Raw genomic sequence first — 19,169 nt, 5'->3', positions numbered from 1 at the left:
CTTAGAAGGCGATGCTGGTCGAGAACGTGTAGGTGCGCGGCGAGCCCACGAACAGGTAGCCTGCCGTGGCGGTGCCCCAGTAGTTCCGGTTGAACAGGTTCTCGACGTTGAAGCGGAAGGTGACGGGGGTGCCGCTGATCTTGGTCTCGTAGCGCGCGCCGGCGTCAACGCGGGTCCAGCTTGGTACCGACAAGGTGTTGTCCGCGTTGGCATACGTCCTGTCGGTGTAGATGACGCGGCCCAACACCGTCAGACCCGGGACGAATGGAGTGTCCCATTCGGCACCCAGGTTGAATTGCCAGTCGGGCACGCCGACGGCCTTGTTGCCCTGCAGGCCAGGCGTGGTGGCCTTGTTGATGACGGCGTCGATGTAGCTGATGCCGCCCAACAGGCGCACGCCCTTGGTGACTTCGCCGGCAAAGCTGGCTTCGACGCCTCGGTTGCGTTGTTCGCCGAATTCGCCAAAGGTGTTGCCCGAGATGCCGGAGCTGGGGCGCGTCAGTTCAAAGAGCGCGACAGTGGCCAGCATGTCGTCGTTCAGGTTGTACTTGACGCCCAGTTCCTTCTGCTTGGACTTGAAGGGCGACAGGGTTTCGCCTGGATTGGTGATGGCCGCGCTGGTGGGCGCGGTGTCGCCCTGCGACAGGCCTTCGACGTAGCTGGCGTAGACCGACAGATCCGGCCGCACCTTGAAGACGACGCCGGCCAGCGGCGTGGTGGCACTCTTGTCATAGCGCGGGCCGCTGGGCTCGCCGTTGGCGAAGTTGTAGTTCTGGCCCTGCACGTTCTGGCGGCGCGCGCCCAGCGTCAGTTGCAGCCGGTCGTCCATGAAACCCAGGGTGTCTGCCAGCGCGTAGCTGGTCAGCTTGGTGCTCTGGTAGCGGTTAAGCGGATTGCTGATGCCGGAGATGGACGGCGTGTCGAAGATGTTGCCGGCGTAGATATTGGAATTGCCCGGCGGGAAACCGGTGTAGAAACCCAGATCTGACTTCTGGTCCAGCAGCGTGTAGCTGAAGGCGACCTTGTGGCTCACGGGGCCGGTCTTGAAGTTGCTGCGCAGGCCGGCTTCGGTGGACTTGCTGTCGACCGTCATCCGCTGCCAGCCGCCGAAGAAGGAGTAATCGCCCTGCGTGTTCTGCAGCACCGGGTTGGCGGCGAAGGCGTCCCAGTCCAGCTTGCGTTGGCCGTAGCCTGCGTAGGCAGTCAGGTAGTCGGTGATGTCGTATTCGATCTTGAACACGCCGGCGGTATTGCGGCCGTCGCTCCAGCCCAGGCCCGGATACGGATTCTTGTTGCTCGGCGCCTCGGGAATCGAGGCCAGGTCCGCGCCAAGCTGAAACTGGCGTACGACGTTGTCGATGCGTTCCTTCTGCCAGATCAGGTCCAGGGAGGACCGCAGCTTTTCACCGCGATAATCCAGCGCAACCGACCCCAGCGCTTCGCGTGTCGACTGGTCCTTGATTGGCGTGTCGCCGTCGCGCAGCATCCCGTTCACGCGGATGCCAAACGCGTTGTCGGGACCGAAGCGGCGTCCCACGTCGGCATGCACGCCAAAGACGGAGTCCGACATGACCGATCCCGTGACCCGGGTGATGGGCTCATCGGTGGCGCGTTTAGGCACCAGATTGACGACGCCCCCCACGCTGCCGCCCGGCGTCATGCCGAAGAGCGCCGCCGACGGTCCCTTGATGATCTCCACGCGTTCCAGGGTCTCGACCGGTGCGCGCCAATAGGGCGTCAGGCCGAACATGCCGTTGAACGCGAAGTCCGCGGTCGGCACATTGAAGCCGCGGATGGTGAGGTCTTCGTTGATGTTGGAACGGGCACTGCTCATGCGCACGGACGGATCCATGGTGGCCACGTCGGCGACCGACCGGGCCTGCTCGTTCTCGATCGTCTGCGCGGTATAGCTGGTGACGCTGAACGGGGTGTCCATGACGGACGTGTTGCCCAGGATGCCCATGCGGGCGCCGCCGCCGATCAGACCGCCGGCGATGGGCGCGGGCGCCTCGCCAAGGGCGACGGGCGCGCTGGTCACCGTAACGGTAGGCAGGACGGTGATCGCGGCCGGCGCCTGCGTCTGCGCCGATACCGAGGCGGCATAAAGCGCGGCGCTGCCCGCCAACGCCTGTTTCACCGCCCGGGCGACGCCCTTCTGCCTGCCTTGACGGCCATTCGATGCTTTACCCACAGCCCCACCCCATGCGTTCTTTTATGTAAAACGCGCATGATAAGCATTCTTATTACATATCGCCACGGGGGTTTGTCTGGATGTGGTGCGGACGCATCAATGTCGCGGGATCCGGATCTCATCCGCCACCGCCAATCGCTTGATGTCCATACCAAAAGTTGTCCATACCAAAGCGCGGGGCACCGTCAAATAATGGCCGCATGACCGCTCAAAAGGCCTAATCCGCCGCCAGATCCTGCGGCTTGAAACGCCTGGCAGCCCGCGCATCGGGCGAACTGCCGCGCGTTTCCCCTTCCTGCGGAACGCCGCGGCCGATAGCCGTCGGGCTGCCGCAGCACACGCCGGTGGCGCGGCGTCCAGCCCTGCCGCCCCCCTCCGAGCCCCTCCCCGACATTTCTCTCCAGCCCCGATCCGCCCGCCGCCAACTGCCAGGTGCGCTTGCCGCAAGGCGCGCCCGCGGGCTGGGGCTGCCTTTGTCCGGCCAGACCGGCCATCCATCACAAGGAGCCATCGACAAACCATTTAGTGGCAATCACACGGTTCTAGCTAACGCTTACCCAATCAGTTGGAGGACACTGTCATGTCAGGAAAGAACAACAACACCCCACGGGTGGACAACCCGGGCGAAGAAGACCAAGGCGGGCCGGCCAACGGCAAGTCCGCTTCCGGGGCGCCCGAGAACCCGGACTCTGACGCCGCCGGGCTCGAAGCGCTGGGCCAAGAGGCGGAACAACAAGCCGTATTTGCCGAAGCGGGCGTATCCAATGATCTGCTGGCGCTGCGGGACGCGATCGAGGCGCAGTTGCTGACCGCGTCCGGCGAATTCCGGACGCTTTCGGATGCTGGCTCTTCCGAAGGCATCGTCGGGGTCGGCATAGGATTGCCGGACCCCACCAATGTCACATTCGGACCGGGCGGGCCCGGTGAGCCCGTGCTGACGATCTTCACCGAGAGCGCCATGCCGCAGGAGGCGGTGCTTGGCCAGGTGGCGCAGGCGGCAGGTACACGCGCCCTATCGAGTGTGCCGGTGCAGCAGGTGCCGGTGGGCGTGGTGGATGCGTATTCGCATCGCGCGCGCCATCGGCCCGCGCCTGCCGGCGTGTCGGTCGGTCACGTCAACGTCACGGCAGGTACGCTCGGAAGCCGGGCGATCGGGCTGACGGCGCCATGGACCAATCGCCATCTGATCCTCAGCAACAACCACGTGCTGGCCAACTCCAACGTCGCCAGCGTGAACGACAGCATCATCCAGCCGGGGACGGCGGACGGTGGCCGGCATCCGGGTGATCAGATTGCCGTGCTGGCACGCTGGGTTCCCATTGCATTTGGCGGCGCGGCGAATTTTGTGGACGCCGCATTCGGCTGGGCGTGGCACGAGCGTATCCGCGGTGATCAATATTATTTATCGGGGGGCAGCGCCGCGTATTACAAAACCGGCACGGCGCCGCTTGCCGCGTCGCTGGGGCTGATCGTCGGCAAAAGCGGCCGTACCACGGGTCTGACTCAGGGCCGCGTGACACAGATTGGCGTGTCGGTTAACGTCAATTATGGCGGCGGCCGCGTCGCGCTGTTCCGTAATCAGATTGCCATTCAGTCCGTCAACGCCAACCCGTTCTCCGCGGGCGGCGATTCCGGCTCGCTGATCTGGCACTGGGCATCCGGGGTGCGACCCGTCGCTTTGCTGTTTGCGGGCGGCGGCGGCACGACGTTTGCCAATCCGATTGCGTCCGTGCTGTCCGCACTGAACATCAGGCTATTGCCCTGATTGACGTTCCGGCCGCCCTGCGCAACCAGGGCGGCCGCTTATCAAGCCATATCCGAAGCACGAGGAGTTGGAGCCATGAGCGACACACGAAAACCCGGACCCGACTTCTCCGGCGCAGGCGCCGTCGAATACAACCCGGATAAAACGCAGGCGGCCAGCGCCGCTGGTCAGACACTCGCCAGCGAGGAAGCAAGGCTGCTTGCCACGCCGGGCGTCGTCTCGGTGGGCGTCACCACGGGCCGCCCCGGCGAAGAAGCGCTTGCCGTGGGCGTGACGGACGCCAACGTCGCGGCGCGCCTGCCCCGCGAAATCAATGGCGTTCCGTTGGTGATTACCGTGACCGGACCGGTGGACGCGCAAGGGCAGCGCTAACGCCCACCCTGTAAGCAGCGTCGGCGTTTCACCCCCCCGGGGTGCGGTCCACGTACACCAGCCCGGCTGCCGCCAGCTTTTCGCGCATACCGTAAATATCCAGCCCCAGTTCCCCGGCGGCCAGCCGCTTGCGCTTGTCTGCCTCGTTGCGCAGGCGCGCGTCGCAGGCATCGGCCACTTGCTCCGCCCGCGCACGCGGCACGATGCACACGCCGTCATCGTCGGCAATGACGACATCCCCGGGTTGCACCAGCGCCCCCGCGCACACGACCGGCACGTTCACCGATCCCGGGGTTGCCTTGACCGTGCCCTTGGCCGATACGCACTTGGACCACACCGGAAACTGCATGTCCTTCAACGCGGCGACATCGCGGCAGCCCGCGTCGATCACCAGTCCTTGCACGCCGCGAGCGCGCATGGAGGTGGCCAGCAGTTCTCCGAACATGCCGTCTTCGCTCGCCGACGCGCAGGCCACGACGACAATGTCGCCAGGGCGGCAGAGTTCAATGGCGACGTGCAGCATCCAGTTGTCGCCCGGCTGCGCCAGCACCGTGATCGCACTGCCCGCGATGGATGCGCCAGCGTAGATGGGCCGCAGAGTGGGCTGCAACAGGCCCGTGCGCTGCTGCGCTTCATGCGCGGTGGCAACGCCTGCCGACGCCAGGCGTGCGATGACCGTGCTGTCCGCCCGCTCGATGTTCCTGACCGCGAGGCTCATGCCAATTCTCCGGTGACCTGCGGGAACACGCGCTGGTAGCCCTCGGCGTACTTGATCTTCAGGTTCGAGTTGCGCGACGCCTGCACGCCGCGTTGCAGGGCGACGCGGGTGTAGTACTCCCACAGGTGTTCCTGCGCGGCCATGGTCTCAAAGGCCCGGCGCTTCTGGTCCCAGACTTCGGAGATATCGAGCAGCACTTCGGGCTTCCATTCGCACTGTTCGGGCTGATGCGGCTCAAAGAGGAATACGGGCGGTGCGCCCAGCACCGCTTGCTCGGGATGATGCCCATGCGCCTGCGCGATCACGCGGGCTTCCTGCGCCACATGGGTCGCCAGCGGGTGGTCGAAGTTGTACGGGTCTTTCTGCGAATGCGTCAGCACGAACTCCGGCTGCAATTCGCGGTAGACGTCCACCAGCTCGAACAGCGCTTCGTCCGATACGCGCAAGGGATAGTCGCCGCAGTCCATGAAGCGGATGTCGGCGCCCAGGATGCCGGCGGCCAGGCGCGCTTCGTCGCGGCGGTCGGCCTTGACCCGCTCCAGCGTCATGCCGGGCTGCTTCCACAGCTTGGCCGATTCGCCGCGTTCGCCAAACGACAGGCACACCACGGTGATTTTCCAGCCGCGCTTGGCGTACAGCGCGATGGCGCCACCCGCGCGCCAGACGAAGTCCGCGGAGTGCGCGCTGACGACCAGCGCGTTCTTTTGCCGTTCCATTTCAGTTCCTTTATGCAGTATTTCGCCCGCGGACCGCGCCGCGGCCCCGGGCTGGCGCAAAGACCATCAATCGGCCTTGATGCCCGCGTCCTGGATGACCTTCGTCCATTTGGTGGTCTCAGCCGCCACGAATTCGCCAAACTGCTTGTCCGTGCCGGGCGTGACCACCGCGCCCATCTCGGCAAAGCGCTTTTTCACGTCGGGGTCATTCAGCGCGGATTGCAGCGCGGCGTTGAGCTTTGCGGTGACGTCGGGCGGCAGATCCTTGGGGCCGATGAGCCCCCACCACACCGTGGCCATCGCGCCCGGCAGGCCTTGCGACACCACGGTCGGCACATCGGGCAGCATGCTCGCCGGCTCGTCGTCCAGCACGGCCAGCGCGCGCAGCTTGCCCGCCTTGACGTGTGAGACGACTTCCAGCGGATTGATGGACATGAAGGAGATCCGCTGTCCCAACAGATCCGTCACGGCGGGCGATCCGCCCTTGTACGGCACGTGCAGCGCCTTCATGCCGCTCTCGCGCTTGAGCAGTTCGCTGGCCAGATGGCCCGAGCTGCCATTGCCGGCCGACGCGTAGGTCAGCTTGTCCGGGTTCGCGCGGCCGTAGTCGGTCAGATCCTTCAAGGTCTTGAACGACGATTCGACGGGCACCACCACCGCCAGCGGCGCATAACCGATCGCGCCCACCGGCGTGAAGTCGCGCGCGGGGTCAAAGGTCAGCTTGGAGAACAGCGCGCCGTTGGCGGCCAGCGTGTTCGATGCGGTCAGCAGCGTGTAGCCGTCCGCCGGGGCGCGCGCCACCGCGTCCATGCCGATGTTCGTCGCCGCGCCGGGGCGGTTGTCGACGATGATCGTCTGCTTCAGCGCGTCGCCCATTTTCTGGCTGACCAGGCGGGTAACGATGTCGACGCCGCCACCCGCGGCGTAAGGCACCACGATGCGGATCGGCTTGTCGGAATAGGCGCCCTGGGCGGCTGCCGGCAGCGGTGCCAGCATCGCGGCCATCAGGGCGCTTACTGCTGCGGCGGCGGCAAAGGTGCGGCGGGACCGGGACGGCGCGTAAGCCTTCATGGTTGTCTCCTGCGTCGTTATGCGTGTTGGTATGGGGGCATGATGCGCGCTGTACACTCATACCGTCCAATACCGTTTTCCACGACGATCTATTTGCTTTCCAAATCGATATGGATTTTCGCCAACTGCGTTACTTCGTCGCCGTCGCCGAGGAACTGAGCTTCAGCCAGGCCGCGCGCCGGCTGCATGTCAGCCAGCCTCCGCTCAGCCTGCAGATCAAGGCGCTGGAAGAAGAGCTGGGGTCGCCGCTCTTGACGCGCACAAGTCGCAGCGTGGAACTGACGCAGGCGGGCGCGTTGTTTCTGGACCAGGCGCGCCGCGCGCTGGCGCATCTGGAACGCGCGGGCGAGGTCGTGCGGCAGTCCGCGCTGGGTGAAACCGGCGAGATCCGCGTGGCATTCACGGCGTCTGTGCCGATGTTCGACGCGTTCCCTCGCATCGTGCACGCCTTTCGCACGGATTTTCCGGGCGTAGGTGTGGACTTGAGTCACCAGTCGACCGGACAGCAACTGCGCGCGCTCGCGTCCAAGGATATCGACGTGGGCTTTCTGCGCCCGTCCATCCTGTTCGTGCCGCCGCCCAATATCGCGACGCTGCCGCTATGGACCGACCGGCTCATGGCCGCCCTGCCCCAATCGCATCCGCTGGCGCGCCGCAACGCGCCGTTGTCGATGACCGACCTGGCGGACGAGTCCTTCATCCTGTTCCCGCGCGGGCTGGGCTGCGGCTTGTTCGACCACGTGGGCGTGCTGGCCAGCCGCGCGGGCTTTGCCCCGCAAGTGGGGCAGGAAGCGCGCGAAGGCGCGACGATCATTGGCCTGGTGGCGGCAGGAATGGGCATCTCGATCCTGCCCGACACCTACATGAAGACGGGCATTCCCGGCGTGGCCTACCGCGAACTGGACACGCCGGATGCGCAAAGCCAGGTATTGCTCGCGTATCGTTCGGAGGATGGGTCCGCGCTGGTGCAGCGGTTCCGCGAAACCGCCCAGGCCGCGCAGTAAAGGAAGCGGCAGCCGCGTCCTTCGCCATGACCTTCCGCCTCTTCGCGCTCACCCTATTGGCCATGCTGGCCTTTGCCGGCAACTCACTGCTTTGCCGGGTTGCGCTCAAGCAGACTGCCATTGATCCCACCACTTTCTTTGCCATCCGCATCGTGTCGGGCGCGCTGATGCTGTGCTTCTTGATGGCGCTTCGCCGGCAGACCGGGCGTGTCGAAGGCACGTGGGCGGGCGCGCTGGCGCTGGTGGGTTATGCGCTCGCGTTCTCGTATGCCTATACGCATGTGGCTGCGGGCACGGGCGCGCTGCTCCTTTTCGGGGCCATTCAAATCAGCATGATTCTGTATGGCCTCGTGGCCGGGGAACGGTTGGCGGCGATGCAATGGGCAGGCACGGCGCTGGCGATCGCCGGACTCGTCGCGTTGATGTGGCCCAGCGCCAATGCGCCACCGGTGTTTTACGGATTGCTGATGATTCTGTCCGGGGTGGCATGGAGCATCTATTCGCTGTTGGGCCGAGGCGCGAAGAACCCGGCCGCCGCGACAGCGGGAAATTTCATCCGGGCAGCGCCCGTCGCGGTGGCGCTGCTGCTCGCGCAGTTCGCCGCCTCCCACGTTCGGTTCGATACCGCAGGCGCGGCCTACGCAGTCGCCTCCGGCGCGGTGACCTCGGGGCTGGGCTACATCCTTTGGTACGCCGCGCTCAAGCAGTTGACCGTGACGCGCGCTGCCACCGTACAGCTCAGCGTGCCTGTGCTGGCGGCGTTGGGCGGGACGGTGTTCCTGGACGAACCGATGACCGCGTTGCTGATCGCGGCGTCGGCGCTAGTGCTGACCGGCGTGTCGCTGGTGATCTTCAACAAGCGCGCGGCGTGAATCGCCGGGGTGCCTGACGTGGGAGCGCAGACAGCCCCGGCTGTCACCGGCCACCTGCATGGCCCGGTCCGTGCGGCTTGTGGTTACCAGCGATACCCGACGTTCAACATGCCGCCGTAGCCCCGCTGACCGCCGTTTCCAGCCTGGCCAAAGAGCTCGCCGCTAACCTGCCACGACTCGCGGACATTGCCTGCCACGCCGATTCGCAGTTCAGCGGCGTCGCGCATGGGCGTTGCCTGGAAGGTCGATGCGCCCACGTTGGCTTTCGCGCTGCCCGAGTTGTGCAGCCAATTGGCTTCGACGTAAGGCCGCACCGGGGACGTGGCGGCGTCGATGCCAAGCGGGTACGCGCGGACACCCACGCGCGAAGTGACCGAACTGGCGGGCGAGTTGTTCAGCGTCATGCTGGGCAGCACCGCGTCCTGGGCGTCGTATCGCGTGTAGGCCACTTGCGCTTGCGGCACGACGACCATCGCACCCAACGCGGAACCGGCAGCGAAGGGCTTGAACGCATATCCCGCTTCCACCGACGCCGTCCAGGTGTTCGAACGGTAGCGAGCCGAGCCCAGTTCGCTATTGATCTCGTTGGAATAGCGGCCGAACTGCAACCACGAATCGGCATACGCACCCAAGCGGGTGGCATCGTCGGCGTAAGCGGTGGCATAGATGCCCACCGAATACCCGGTGACCTTGCCTCGGGCATCGGCACGCATCGCCATGCCGGTGCCCGGGTGGATGAGTTGGGAAGTGGCGTTCGTACGCGCCTCGCCCGCGCCGGCCATGACACCTGCCTTGAGGACGCCTTGCTGACCCAGGCGCGTGCTCACGAGGTCGGCGCCCATCTGCAGCATGGCGGTGTCGGTGTCGATGCTGACCTGACCTTCCTGAAGTTTCATGCCGGTGTGCCGCGCGCCCTCGGTACGTGCCCACACCTGCCGGGACGCGCTGGCGGGCGCAGTTTGACCTGCCGACGTTTGCGCCACGGTCCGATCCGCCAGGCGATGTACGAACATCCGGGTCGCCGCGACCTGATTGCCGATATGCGCGCCGTTTTCCGGTGAGACGTTCTGCAGGTTTCCCGGGACAGAACCGGTTGAACCACCGCCACTGCCAGGAGGCGTAGTCACACCACTACCCGGTGGCGTTTCAGTGCCGCTGCCAGGAGGCGTTTCAGTACCGCTGCCCGGCGGCGTTTCAGTGCCGCTGCCAGGAGGCGTTTCAACGCCACTTCCGGGCGGCGTCTGACCGCCCGGATCCGTGGCGCCGCCTTCTTCCGGCGGCGTCGTTGACGTCAGATACCAATCGGACGCCACGCCGCCCGTGCCGCCCTGAACCAGGAAATAGTCGTAGCCATTCAGAGCCAAGCTAATGGTCGAGGCCCGGTAGCCAGTCGAGTTCGCGTCCAGATAAAAAGCATTGCCTGAAATCGTGGCCCCGTTGGTGGCCTGCACGAGCCGGATGCCTTGCGTGGTCAACGCGCCTGCGCCGCCGGCGTTCAAGACACGCAGCCCGGTGGTGCCCGTGACCGCGCCGCCGTCCACGACGAGCCGGTCGGTCAGGGACGTGTCGTCGCCCAGGTGGGTATTCATGACCAAGGTGCCGCCGCCGATGTAGTCGGAGACGGTAAGCGTCTTGAATCCAGATTGCGCACCCGGAGACACGAACTGCACGACACCCGCGTTGGTCAGGGTCTTGACGGCTGAATCGCCGCGCACGTTCCAAACGCTGCTGGCGTCTAACTTGACGCTGTCCACCGAACCCTGACCCGCGCGCACCGCGCCGGTCCACTCAGTGCCGCTCGCCAGGCCAATGTCGACGCGGCCGCTGTCGGAGGTCAACACGTCGCCCGTCATGAGCGCGCCTATGGCGTTCAGGGTGACGCGTTGCGTCTGGTACGGTTGCCCGGGGACGATTCCCGCGCTGGGGGTCGCCTGCGTTCCAAGCAGGATGCCGCTGGCTTCGTCGCCGCCGGCTCGGGCCACCACGGTGGCGTTCTGGACGGTGATGTCGTGGTCTCCGCCCCTGACGAGAAACCCCACACCATCGTGGGTCTGGAGGTTGCTGCCGTTCGACAGTACGAGCGAGTTGGCGCCCTGCGGCTCGTAGCGCACGCTCTGCACGCCGTTTGCGTTCTGACCCGTCATGATGACTTGCGTGTCGCTCAGCGAAACCGCCGTGTCGCCGGCGCCGATGTTTCCAAGCATCTGCACGCCGATCGAGCCTGTGGATTGCCCGTTCAACTGTGAATTGACAGCGTCGATGCGTGCCTCGTCGGTTGCCCGAAGCGCTGCGCCCGTGATGCCGGACACGTCCACGGTAACGCCGTCCAATGTCACTTGCGTGCCGCGATGGTTGGCACTCACGCCTACCGCATTCATGACTTCGGCCAGGATATGCGTTCCCACGGCGTCGATCGTTGTTGCCGCCGTGTCATCGATCGAGTGTGCATACAGGCCGGCGCGTCTTCCGCGTAAGGTCCCGCCTTCAATCTGTACCGCCCCATTGCGGCTTCGGATCGCATACAAGTTCGCGCGGATGTCCAGGTTCTGTCCGGTCATCACGTGGTTGTTCATCACCGTGACGCCCTCGTTGACCGCGACGGCTTCGCTGCCGATTGTCACGTTCGTCAAAGACGCCGAAGACACACCGGTCTGACTCGCCTCGTTATACAAGAGCACGCCGAAGCTCACCGAATGCGGACCAGCAACCACCGTATCCGTCATGGTCAGGCTGGAACCGTCGACAACGGATATCTGGCCTTCAATGGTGCTTCCTTGAACGGTGACGATGGCATTTTGCGAGATATGCATGGTTGCCGCCGTGGCGTTTTCCGTGCTTCCTGCCTTGACGTGGCTATCGGTCAGCAACAGCGTGCCTTCTTGCACCGAAAGGTCCGCCCCGGTCGCCGCGCCCGTGTCAGCCACGCTGGACACAATGACGTTGGACAGTTCGACGCGCCCGCCTGACTGGACGCGCACGCCATAGGCGTTGACGCCATTGCGGTCAATGCTCTTGATCTCCAGGTCACTTGCCGTGATGACGCCCCCATCGGAGGCACGGACGGTCCCCAGGAATCCGCCCGATCCCGACACGGCTCCGCCAAGCAATTCGATGCGGCCCGCATCGGTCGCAAGCACGGTCGTTGCCTCTGAGGATAGGAGGGAGATGTCGGCATGGACGAAACTATTTTCCTGGGACGCGGACAATGCAGCCCCGGCTTGCGTCTGGATCGTACTGTCCGTGATCGTGATCGAGCCACCGCCTTGGGCATGCGCACCGCGGGCGTCTGCCTCTGCGGTCACGGTGATGCCGTTTACGAAGACGCTGTTGCCCTGGTTGTTGACGCGGATTGCGTCTCCGGTGTTGATGTTGATGCTCGCTCCGGGGAACACCTCCGTCGACGTGTTGCCTTCCGGGTCATCAATGAGGATCGGCGGCATCGGCGCCGCCAACACTATCAAGGGAAAGGCCGGGATCGTGGCGGCGAGAATCGCCGCGACAACCGGGGAAAGGGGGAAGTGCATTGCAAGCTCCGTAACCCGTGCGCGGCTTCGGAGATGCGAAAAGCCAGATGCCGGCCAATTGCAGCGCCGTAGAACCGCCACGAAAAAAAGCGACCATTCTCTTGACGCCCCGCAAGCTCGCACATCGAAAGACTTCTAAAGCTCGCTCCCCCTCTTGCAAAAACGCGGTAACACGCAACAATTCAGACCAGTTCCCGCAACAATGTGCAAAACCGGGACCGACCCGAATTCCGGACGAAAAAAGGGCCGCTTCGAAAAGCGGCCCGCAAACCCAGTCCCGCACCGGGACGGATACCCAAATAACGTGACTTACACGCTGTCCAGCACGGAGCGGTCCACATTGGCCGCCGCAGACGCCGCGTCCTGCATCGCTTCGATGAACACGGGCGCGCACAACCCAGCCACCACCGCCGCCAGATCCGGATCGATATCGTCATAGGCGTGACGCGCGGCCAGCATGTTCAGCGAGCCGATCACCCGCCCCGCATGCCGCACCGGAATGTTGAAGGCCGACTGCAGCCCGCGCTCGATCAGCATCGGCGCTTCGGAGAAAACGGTACGCACGTCGTCTTCGTTGCTGGCGACATACAGGCGCCCTTCTTCCAGCACCAACCGCGACCACGGGCCGTTGCCGGTGGCCTTGAAGCCGCCGAGCGGACTGATGGTGTCGTCCGACGTGTGCAGACGCTTCATCAGCTTGTGGTCCTGCAAGTACAGCAGCGATGTAAACAGCTTGTGGCCGAAGCAGTTTTGCAGCAGGTTGGAGATCACGTCCCACTGCGCCTGCCGGTCGCCGGCCAGCGCCAGATCGCGGGCGTTGCCAGCCAACGCGTGGAATGCGGAGGGCTTGGTCATGCGTTGATTTCCTCGAGCACGACGCCACGCGTGTTCTTGCCGTAGAACAGGATGCCCAGGCCGCCGACCAGCAGGATGGCGGTCATCATCGCAAACACGCCGGCAAAGCCCAGGACCGGATACGCCACGCCAACGATGGTCGGCGATGCAATGGAGCCGATACGGGCAAAGGCGGAGGCCGCGCCCATGCCGGTCGCGCGGATCGACGTGGGATAGATTTCGGCGGTGTAGGTGTATTGGCCGGCGATCACACCGTTCATGCCGAAGGACAGCAGCATGCTCAGCATGATGATCTGATGCTCGCCGCTGGCCAGTGCCAGGCCCAGCGCCGACAGGCACGACAGCAGCATGTAGGCCAGGATCGTGTACTTGCGGCCGATCTTGTCGTTGAAGTACGCGGCCGAGAAGTAGCCCGGGATCTGCGACAGGTAGATCAGGATCGTGTACGAGAAGCTCTTGGTGATGGTGAAGCCGCGCTCGACGAGCAGGCTGGGAATCCACACCAGGAAGGCGTAGTAGCAGAACAGCACGGTGATCCAGAACACCCACACCAGCGCGGTGGTGCCCAGGTATTGCTTGGAGAACAGCGACGCCAGCTTGGCCATGGCGGTCTGCTGGTCCGCGGTCGAGGAAGCAGCCTTGCGCGTGGCGACAGGCGTGGGCAGCGGGCGGCCGGTGCTTTGCTGCACTTCGGCTTCGATGGCTTCGCAGATGCGGTTGGCCTCGGAAGTCTGGCCGGTGTGTTCAAGCCAGCGGGGCGACTCGAACAACGACTTGCGCCACCACAGCAGGAACACGACCGGCACGGAAGCGATGATCATGATGTAGCGCCAGCCGTCGTCGCTCATCGGGACGATGAAGTAGCCCAGGAGCGCCGACATCACGAAGCCGAACGAGAAAAATCCCGCCAGCGCGCCGGTGAAACGGCCGCGGTACTTGCTGCTGACGAACTCGGCCAGGTACGGCGCGATGATGGCGCCTTCCGCGCCCATGCCGATGCCGGCGATCATGCGCAGGATGTAGAACTCGTGATAGTTGCGCGCGAAGGCGTTAACGAACGTGGCCACGCAGAACAGCAGCAGCGCCCACATCATGATCTTCTTGCGGCCGTAGCGGTCGCCCAGGATGCCGGAGAACAGCGCGCCGACCAGGAAGCCGACGTACGTGCTGCTGGCGATCCAGCCGATCTGGCCGGTGGTCAGGCCCCACTGCGTGCGCAGCGAGGGAATGATGAAGGCGATGATGCCGGCGTCCAGTGCTTCGAAGGCGAGCCCGAGGCCGCCGATCATCAGCAGCCGGAAATGAAAGCTGCTGAAGGGCAACCGCTCCAGGCGGTCGGATACGGAAAACATGATGGGGGAAGTTCCGGAGATAAAAGAAAGGGGACCGTCAGCAGGCGTTCTTGTGCAGGAGGCCGCGGTTCATGATGAGCTTGATCGAATCGGGCTTGGTGAGCAGCTCGATGTCGTCCAGGGGATTGCCATCGATCAGCAGCAGGTCGGCGTAGGCGCCTTCGCACACTTCGCCCAAGAGGCCTTCCTGGTTCAGGATCTCGGCGCCGATCAGGGTCGCCTGCTGGATGACCTTGGCATTGCCCAGCACGCGGCTGCGCAGCACCAGTTCATCGGACTGCATGTAGTGGGTCTCGCCCAGCAGGTCGCTGCCGTAGCCCATCTTCACGCCGACTTCGTCCAGGATCTCCAGCGCGGTCAGGCCTTGCGTGCGCACGGTGGCGATCTTCTTGACCGAGTCCAGCGGCAGGCCGTAGCGCTCGCCGTCGTTGGCCAGGCCTTCGTAGGTGATCAGCGTGGGCACCATGTAGGCGCCGTGTTCCTTCATGACCTCGGCGGCCTCGCGGTCGACGAGGTTGCCGTGCTCGATGGTGCGCACGCCGCAACGCACGGCGCGCGTGATGGCGCGCGGGGTGTAGGCGTGGGCCATCACGTAGGTGTTGGCGTTATTGGCCTCTTCGACGATGGCGATGAGCTCGGCTTCGGAAAAGCCCAGGTTCTGGATGGGATCGTTGGGCGAGGCCACGCCGCCGGACGCCATCACCTTGATCTGCGTAGCGCCCTTCAGGATTTCCTCGCGCACGGCCAGGCGGCAGTTGTCCACGCCGTCGACCACGCGGCCGATGTTGCCGATCTTGACCGAGCAGGGGCACGGATCGAGTTCATCGTTGCGCTGGCGGAAGTCGCCGTGGCCGCCGGTCTGGGACAGGGCCTTGCCCGAGCAGAACAGGCGCGGGCCGTCGATGGTGCCGTCCAGCACCGCCTGAGCCAGCGCCCAGTCCGCGCCGCCCGCGTCGCGCACAGACGTGAAGCCGCGGTCCAGCATGCCCTGCATGATGGGCAGCGCGCGCAGCAGCGCCAGCGCGTTGGGCAGGGCCGCCACGCGGCCCAGGTTGAACGACGACGCCACGACGTGCACGTGGCAGTCGATCATGCCGGGCATCAGGGTCATGCCCTTGGCGTCCACCACCTGCGCATCCGCGGCAGCCGGTTCATCGGCGCCAATGCGGGTGATCACGCCATCCTCGACCAGCACGGTCGCGGCGGCTTCAAGGGCCAAGGTTCGGGTATTGAGGATCCTGCAATTCTTGATGACAACCGGCTTCATAAATCGACCACGTAAACAGTTCAAAACGCCGGGAAATCACGGCATGCCGAACTCTACCGGTACAATTCAGGGGTCCGATACCGGGTCTCCCCCTATGCGTTCGACACAAATTTGAACAGCCTTATGAGCATTACTCATACCCCCCTATGAGACGTCGCTGCCCCACCCTTTCCGAGTTGAACGCATTCTCCGCGGCGGCCCGGCACCTGTCGTTTTCCAAGGCGGGCAAGGAACTGTTCGTCACGCAAAGCGCCATCAGCCGGCATATCGCCACGCTGGAAAGCTACCTGGGACATGTGCTGTTCATCCGGGGCACCAATGGGCTGCAACTCACCCGCATGGGCGCCACCTATCTCAGCCTGATCCGGCCGGCCCTGCATACGCTGGAAAGCGCCACGTCGCAGGTGATGGCGACGCAGCAATCCGCAAAATCCCTGAACGTCTCGGCCGCGCCGACCTTTGCGGCGCAATGGCTGTTTCCGCGATTGAAGACGTTTCGCGAGGTCAATCCGGACATCTCCATCAACTTCGTGCGCTATAGCGTGGCCGATTACAAAAGCACCGAGCTCGATTTCGATGCGTCAATCCAATATGGTTATGGCGACTGGCACGACGGCGACGCCAAATATCTGACGGGCCGCGAAACGCGCCTGGTGTGCTCGCGGGAATATCTGGATCAGCACCCCATCGGCAGCCTCGAAGACATCAAGCAATGCACACTGCTGCAACACATCGAGATTCCGCTGTCCTGGGAATATTGGTTCTCGACCTACCTGGGCGATTATGACCGCGCCCGGTTCGGCCCAGGCTTCAATCTGTTTTCGATGATTATCCAGGCCGCATCGTCCGGCTTTGGCGTGGCGCTGATGCCGCACTGCCTGATCGAAAAGGAATTGGCCACGGGGCAGCTGGTGGACATTTTCGACCGGACGTTTGAAAGCCCGCTTGGCTATTATCTCTGTGCGCCGAACTGGCGCAGCAACATGGAAAGCTATGAACGGCTAAGCCAGTGGCTGGCGCACGAGTGTTTTCATGGCGGGCACGGCGGCAACACCGCCATGCCCACGGACGTGCGGCCCGCGTCGGGAAAGCCGGCTCCTGGTCGGATGGCCCCCGCGCAGCCCGGTGAATCCGACTGCCCGTATTGCGGGGCGGCTGGCTAGCTGTCGGGCGCAAACGCCCGCCCCAACCGCCCGCCCCAATCGCCTTTATCCCAGCTTCGCGCAAGCGCGCTTGATGCGCGCGCAGCCTTCTTCCAACTGTTCCATCGACGCCGCGTACGAGATCCGGAAGAATGGCGACACCCCGTACGCCGCACCTTGCAGCACCGCCAGGTTCTCCTCGTCCAGCAGGTACATGATGAAGTCCTCGTCGGTCTTCAACTGCTTGCCCGCGGGCGTCGTCCTGCCCAGCAGCCTCTCGCACGACGGAAACACGTAGAACGCGCCTTCCGGCACATGGCAGTCGATGCCGTCGATGCGGTTCAGGCTGGCCACGATCATGTCACGGCGCGCCTGGAAGATGCGGGTGCGTTCGGCCATGAAATCCTGCGGGCCCGACAGCGCCTCCTGCGCGGCCGCCTGGCTGATCGAAGACGGGTTGGACGTGCTCTGCGACTGCAGCTTGGTCATCGCCTTGATCAGGTCGGCCGGCGCCGCCCCGTAACCGATGCGCCAGCCGGTCATCGCATAGGCTTTGGACACGCCGTTGATGGTGAGCGTGCGCGCCTTCAGGTCCGGGGCGACTTGCGCCAGGGTGGCGAACTGCCGGCCGTCGTACAGGATGTGTTCGTAGATGTCGTCAGACATCAACCAGACATGCGGATGGCGTCGAAGCACTTCGGCCAGCGCCAACAGCTCTTCGCGCGAATAGGCCGCGCCGCTGGGGTTGTTGGGACCGTTCAGAATCACCCAGCGCGTGCGCGGCGTGATCGCCTTGTCCAGGTCGGCGGGCTGCAGCTTGAACCCCTGCGCAGGCGGGCAGGCCACGAAGACCGGCGTGCCGCCCGCCAGCAGCACGATGTCGGGATACGACACCCAGTACGGCGTGGGCACGATCACCTCGTCGCCCTCTTCGACGGTGGCAAGCAGCGCGTTGAAGATGATCTGCTTGCCGCCGTTGCCGACGATGATTTCGCTGGCAGCGTAGTCCAGGCCGTTGTCCCGCCGGAATTTCTCGCGGATCGCGGCCTTGAGTTCAGGCGTGCCGCCCACGTCGGTGTACTTGGTGCGCGACTGCGCCATCGCGCGCACAACCGCCTGCGTGACGTTGTCGGGCGTATCGAAGTCGGGCTCGCCGGCCGTCAGCGCGACGATATCGCGGCCGGTGGCGCGCAGTTCACGGGCCCGCTGGCCCGCCATCGAGCTGGGCGAGGGTTTGATGCGCTGGATGCGCGCGGCGGTCTGGATCATGGAAGGTCCTGGAATTGACGGGTTGCAAGCAAGTGGGGTGCGGGTGCAATCAGGCCGGCGTTACTGCCGCCACTGCCGCAGGTAATCAAGAAAAATCCGGTCCACGCGCGCCTCGTTGCCATCCGAGTGGCCCGCCGAATGCGGCGTGACGAATGCGTTGGGCAGCGCCCATAGCGGCGATTCGGCATCCAGCGGTTCGTGTTCGAACACATCCAGATACGCGCCGGCCAGCGTCTTTGCGCGCAGGGCTTCGATCAGATCGGCTTCAGCCACGATCTCGCCACGCGCCACGTTGACCAGCCGGGCGTGTGGCGCCATGGCGGCGAGCACACGCGCGTCTACCAGCCCGCGTGTGCGATCGCTTAAAGGGCAGGCCAGCACCAGCCAGTCGGCGCGTCCGGCAATGCGTGCCAGATCCTCGAACGCGTGGGTTTCGACGCCATCGGCGGGCGGCGTGGCCGCGCTGCGCACGGCGATGACGTTCAGGCCCAACATCCGCAGATACCCGGCTAGCGTCTGGCCGATCGGCCCCCACCCCACGATCACGGCGGTCTGCCCGGCCAGGTCGCGCGGCAGCAATCCACCGATCAGTGGCGTCCACGTGCGCGCCCGCTGCGCGTCGAACAGGCGGGGAAACTCGCGGGCCAGCGACAGGACCGCGGCCAGCGCGGTCTGCGCCACCACCTGCGCATTGGCCCCGGACGACGTCGTGACGCGCACGCCGCGCGCCTTCAGTTCGCCGAAGATCGGGCGGTCGGCCCCCGCCGAATGCACGTGCACCCAGGCCAGCCTCGGCGACCGGCGCAGCGTGACGTAGAAGGCTTCCAGCGGTTCAAGGACGCGATGCTTGGTCGACAGGCCCGTCACGTCGCGCGAGATGAATGCGACATCCACATCCGCCGGCTCATTGCCGTGCGTCTGGGCCGCAATGACGGGTTCGAAGGAGCGCCCGTCCAAGGCCTGGCTGATAGCGCCGCCAATCCGATCCCGCGTCGATGCGGACATGAGGATGCGCAAGGGTTGTTGTGTGCTCATGTGGGCAATACGCCTG

The 19,169-nt window shown here is 64.9% G+C and carries 15 protein-coding genes; 5 read left to right on the top strand and 10 right to left on the bottom strand.

All coding sequences use genetic code 11. The features are described 5' to 3' along the window. Nucleotide 1: 1 nt before the first annotated feature. On the bottom strand, nucleotides 2-2,191 hold the full coding sequence (locus tag HV786_RS00575; protein ID WP_128829349.1) for a TonB-dependent receptor: 2,190 nt from the start codon (nucleotides 2,189-2,191) through the stop codon (nucleotides 2-4). A gap of 580 nt (nucleotides 2,192-2,771) precedes the next feature. On the opposite strand from HV786_RS00575, the gene HV786_RS00570 reads away from it, so the two are divergent. Together HV786_RS00570 and HV786_RS00565 are read left to right on the top strand one after the other, a co-directional pair. Next, nucleotides 2,772-3,956, top strand: a complete 1,185-nt coding sequence (locus HV786_RS00570) for a chymotrypsin family serine protease (protein ID WP_218895224.1) — start codon at nucleotides 2,772-2,774, stop codon at nucleotides 3,954-3,956. A 75-nt stretch (nucleotides 3,957-4,031) separates the two neighbouring features. After that, nucleotides 4,032-4,328: a hypothetical protein gene (locus HV786_RS00565; RefSeq protein ID WP_128829350.1), complete on the top strand. Its 297-nt coding sequence runs from the start codon at nucleotides 4,032-4,034 to the stop codon at nucleotides 4,326-4,328. Between the two features lie 28 nt (nucleotides 4,329-4,356). Here HV786_RS00565 and HV786_RS00560 read toward each other — a convergent pair whose 3' ends face one another. The 3 genes from HV786_RS00560 to HV786_RS00550 all read right to left on the bottom strand — a co-directional run bounded on the left by HV786_RS00560 (nucleotide 4,357) and on the right by HV786_RS00550 (nucleotide 6,833). Further along, entirely contained in the window at nucleotides 4,357-5,046 is a 690-nt protein-coding gene (locus HV786_RS00560) for a 4-carboxy-4-hydroxy-2-oxoadipate aldolase/oxaloacetate decarboxylase (RefSeq protein ID WP_128829351.1), read from the bottom strand. Continuing rightward, nucleotides 5,043-5,762 (bottom strand): PIG-L deacetylase family protein, encoded by a 720-nt coding sequence (locus HV786_RS00555; RefSeq protein ID WP_062841221.1) that lies wholly within the window; start codon nucleotides 5,760-5,762, stop codon nucleotides 5,043-5,045. The genes HV786_RS00560 and HV786_RS00555 overlap by 4 nt, the downstream gene beginning before the upstream one ends. Before the next feature lie 66 nt (nucleotides 5,763-5,828). Then, nucleotides 5,829-6,833 (bottom strand): Bug family tripartite tricarboxylate transporter substrate binding protein, encoded by a 1,005-nt coding sequence (locus HV786_RS00550; RefSeq protein ID WP_128829352.1) that lies wholly within the window; start codon nucleotides 6,831-6,833, stop codon nucleotides 5,829-5,831. 110 nt (nucleotides 6,834-6,943) lie between these two features. Here HV786_RS00550 and HV786_RS00545 point away from each other — a divergent pair, with 110 nt between their 5' ends. Together HV786_RS00545 and HV786_RS00540 are read left to right on the top strand one after the other, a co-directional pair. Further along, nucleotides 6,944-7,837, top strand: a complete 894-nt coding sequence (locus HV786_RS00545) for a LysR family transcriptional regulator (RefSeq protein WP_128829353.1) — start codon at nucleotides 6,944-6,946, stop codon at nucleotides 7,835-7,837. Between the two features lie 26 nt (nucleotides 7,838-7,863). After that, nucleotides 7,864-8,709, top strand: coding sequence for a DMT family transporter (locus HV786_RS00540; protein ID WP_128829354.1), 846 nt, complete (start codon nucleotides 7,864-7,866; stop codon nucleotides 8,707-8,709). Nucleotides 8,710-8,792: 83 nt separating this feature from the next. Here the strand turns inward: HV786_RS00540 and HV786_RS00535 are convergent, their stop codons facing one another. The 4 genes from HV786_RS00535 to HV786_RS00520 form a co-directional block, all read right to left on the bottom strand. Then, the gene (locus tag HV786_RS00535) at nucleotides 8,793-12,233 is read right to left on the bottom strand and encodes an autotransporter family protein (protein ID WP_128829355.1); all 3,441 of its coding nucleotides are present in this window, start codon (nucleotides 12,231-12,233) and stop codon (nucleotides 8,793-8,795) included. Nucleotides 12,234-12,542: 309 nt separating this feature from the next. Then, complete coding sequence (locus HV786_RS00530; protein WP_128829356.1) at nucleotides 12,543-13,088, bottom strand: GAF domain-containing protein; 546 nt, start codon at nucleotides 13,086-13,088, stop codon at nucleotides 12,543-12,545. Next, nucleotides 13,085-14,440 (bottom strand): MFS transporter, encoded by a 1,356-nt coding sequence (locus HV786_RS00525; protein ID WP_128829357.1) that lies wholly within the window; start codon nucleotides 14,438-14,440, stop codon nucleotides 13,085-13,087. The genes HV786_RS00530 and HV786_RS00525 overlap by 4 nt, the downstream gene beginning before the upstream one ends. 37 nt (nucleotides 14,441-14,477) lie before the next feature. Next, complete coding sequence (locus tag HV786_RS00520; protein ID WP_128829358.1) at nucleotides 14,478-15,707, bottom strand: metal-dependent hydrolase family protein; 1,230 nt, start codon at nucleotides 15,705-15,707, stop codon at nucleotides 14,478-14,480. Nucleotides 15,708-15,883: 176 nt separating this feature from the next. Between HV786_RS00520 and HV786_RS00515 the strand changes: the two genes are divergently transcribed. Further along, the gene (locus tag HV786_RS00515) at nucleotides 15,884-16,870 is read left to right on the top strand and encodes a LysR substrate-binding domain-containing protein (RefSeq protein WP_128829359.1); all 987 of its coding nucleotides are present in this window, start codon (nucleotides 15,884-15,886) and stop codon (nucleotides 16,868-16,870) included. A gap of 45 nt (nucleotides 16,871-16,915) precedes the next feature. Here the strand turns inward: HV786_RS00515 and HV786_RS00510 are convergent, their stop codons facing one another. Together HV786_RS00510 and HV786_RS00505 are read right to left on the bottom strand one after the other, a co-directional pair. Further along, complete coding sequence (locus HV786_RS00510) at nucleotides 16,916-18,118, bottom strand: pyridoxal phosphate-dependent aminotransferase (RefSeq protein WP_128829360.1); 1,203 nt, start codon at nucleotides 18,116-18,118, stop codon at nucleotides 16,916-16,918. 60 nt (nucleotides 18,119-18,178) lie between these two features. Beyond that, nucleotides 18,179-19,153 carry a D-2-hydroxyacid dehydrogenase gene (locus HV786_RS00505; RefSeq protein ID WP_128829361.1) on the bottom strand — a complete coding sequence of 325 codons (975 nt, stop codon included), beginning with the start codon at nucleotides 19,151-19,153 and terminating at the stop codon, nucleotides 18,179-18,181. Nucleotides 19,154-19,169: the final 16 nt, after the last annotated feature.

This window comes from Achromobacter mucicolens (genome assembly GCF_902859725.1).
GTDB lineage: Bacteria > Pseudomonadota > Gammaproteobacteria > Burkholderiales > Burkholderiaceae_B > Achromobacter > Achromobacter mucicolens.
The sequence above is the reverse complement of the archived record's forward strand: the minus strand, read 5'-3'. Positions and strand labels throughout refer to the sequence as shown.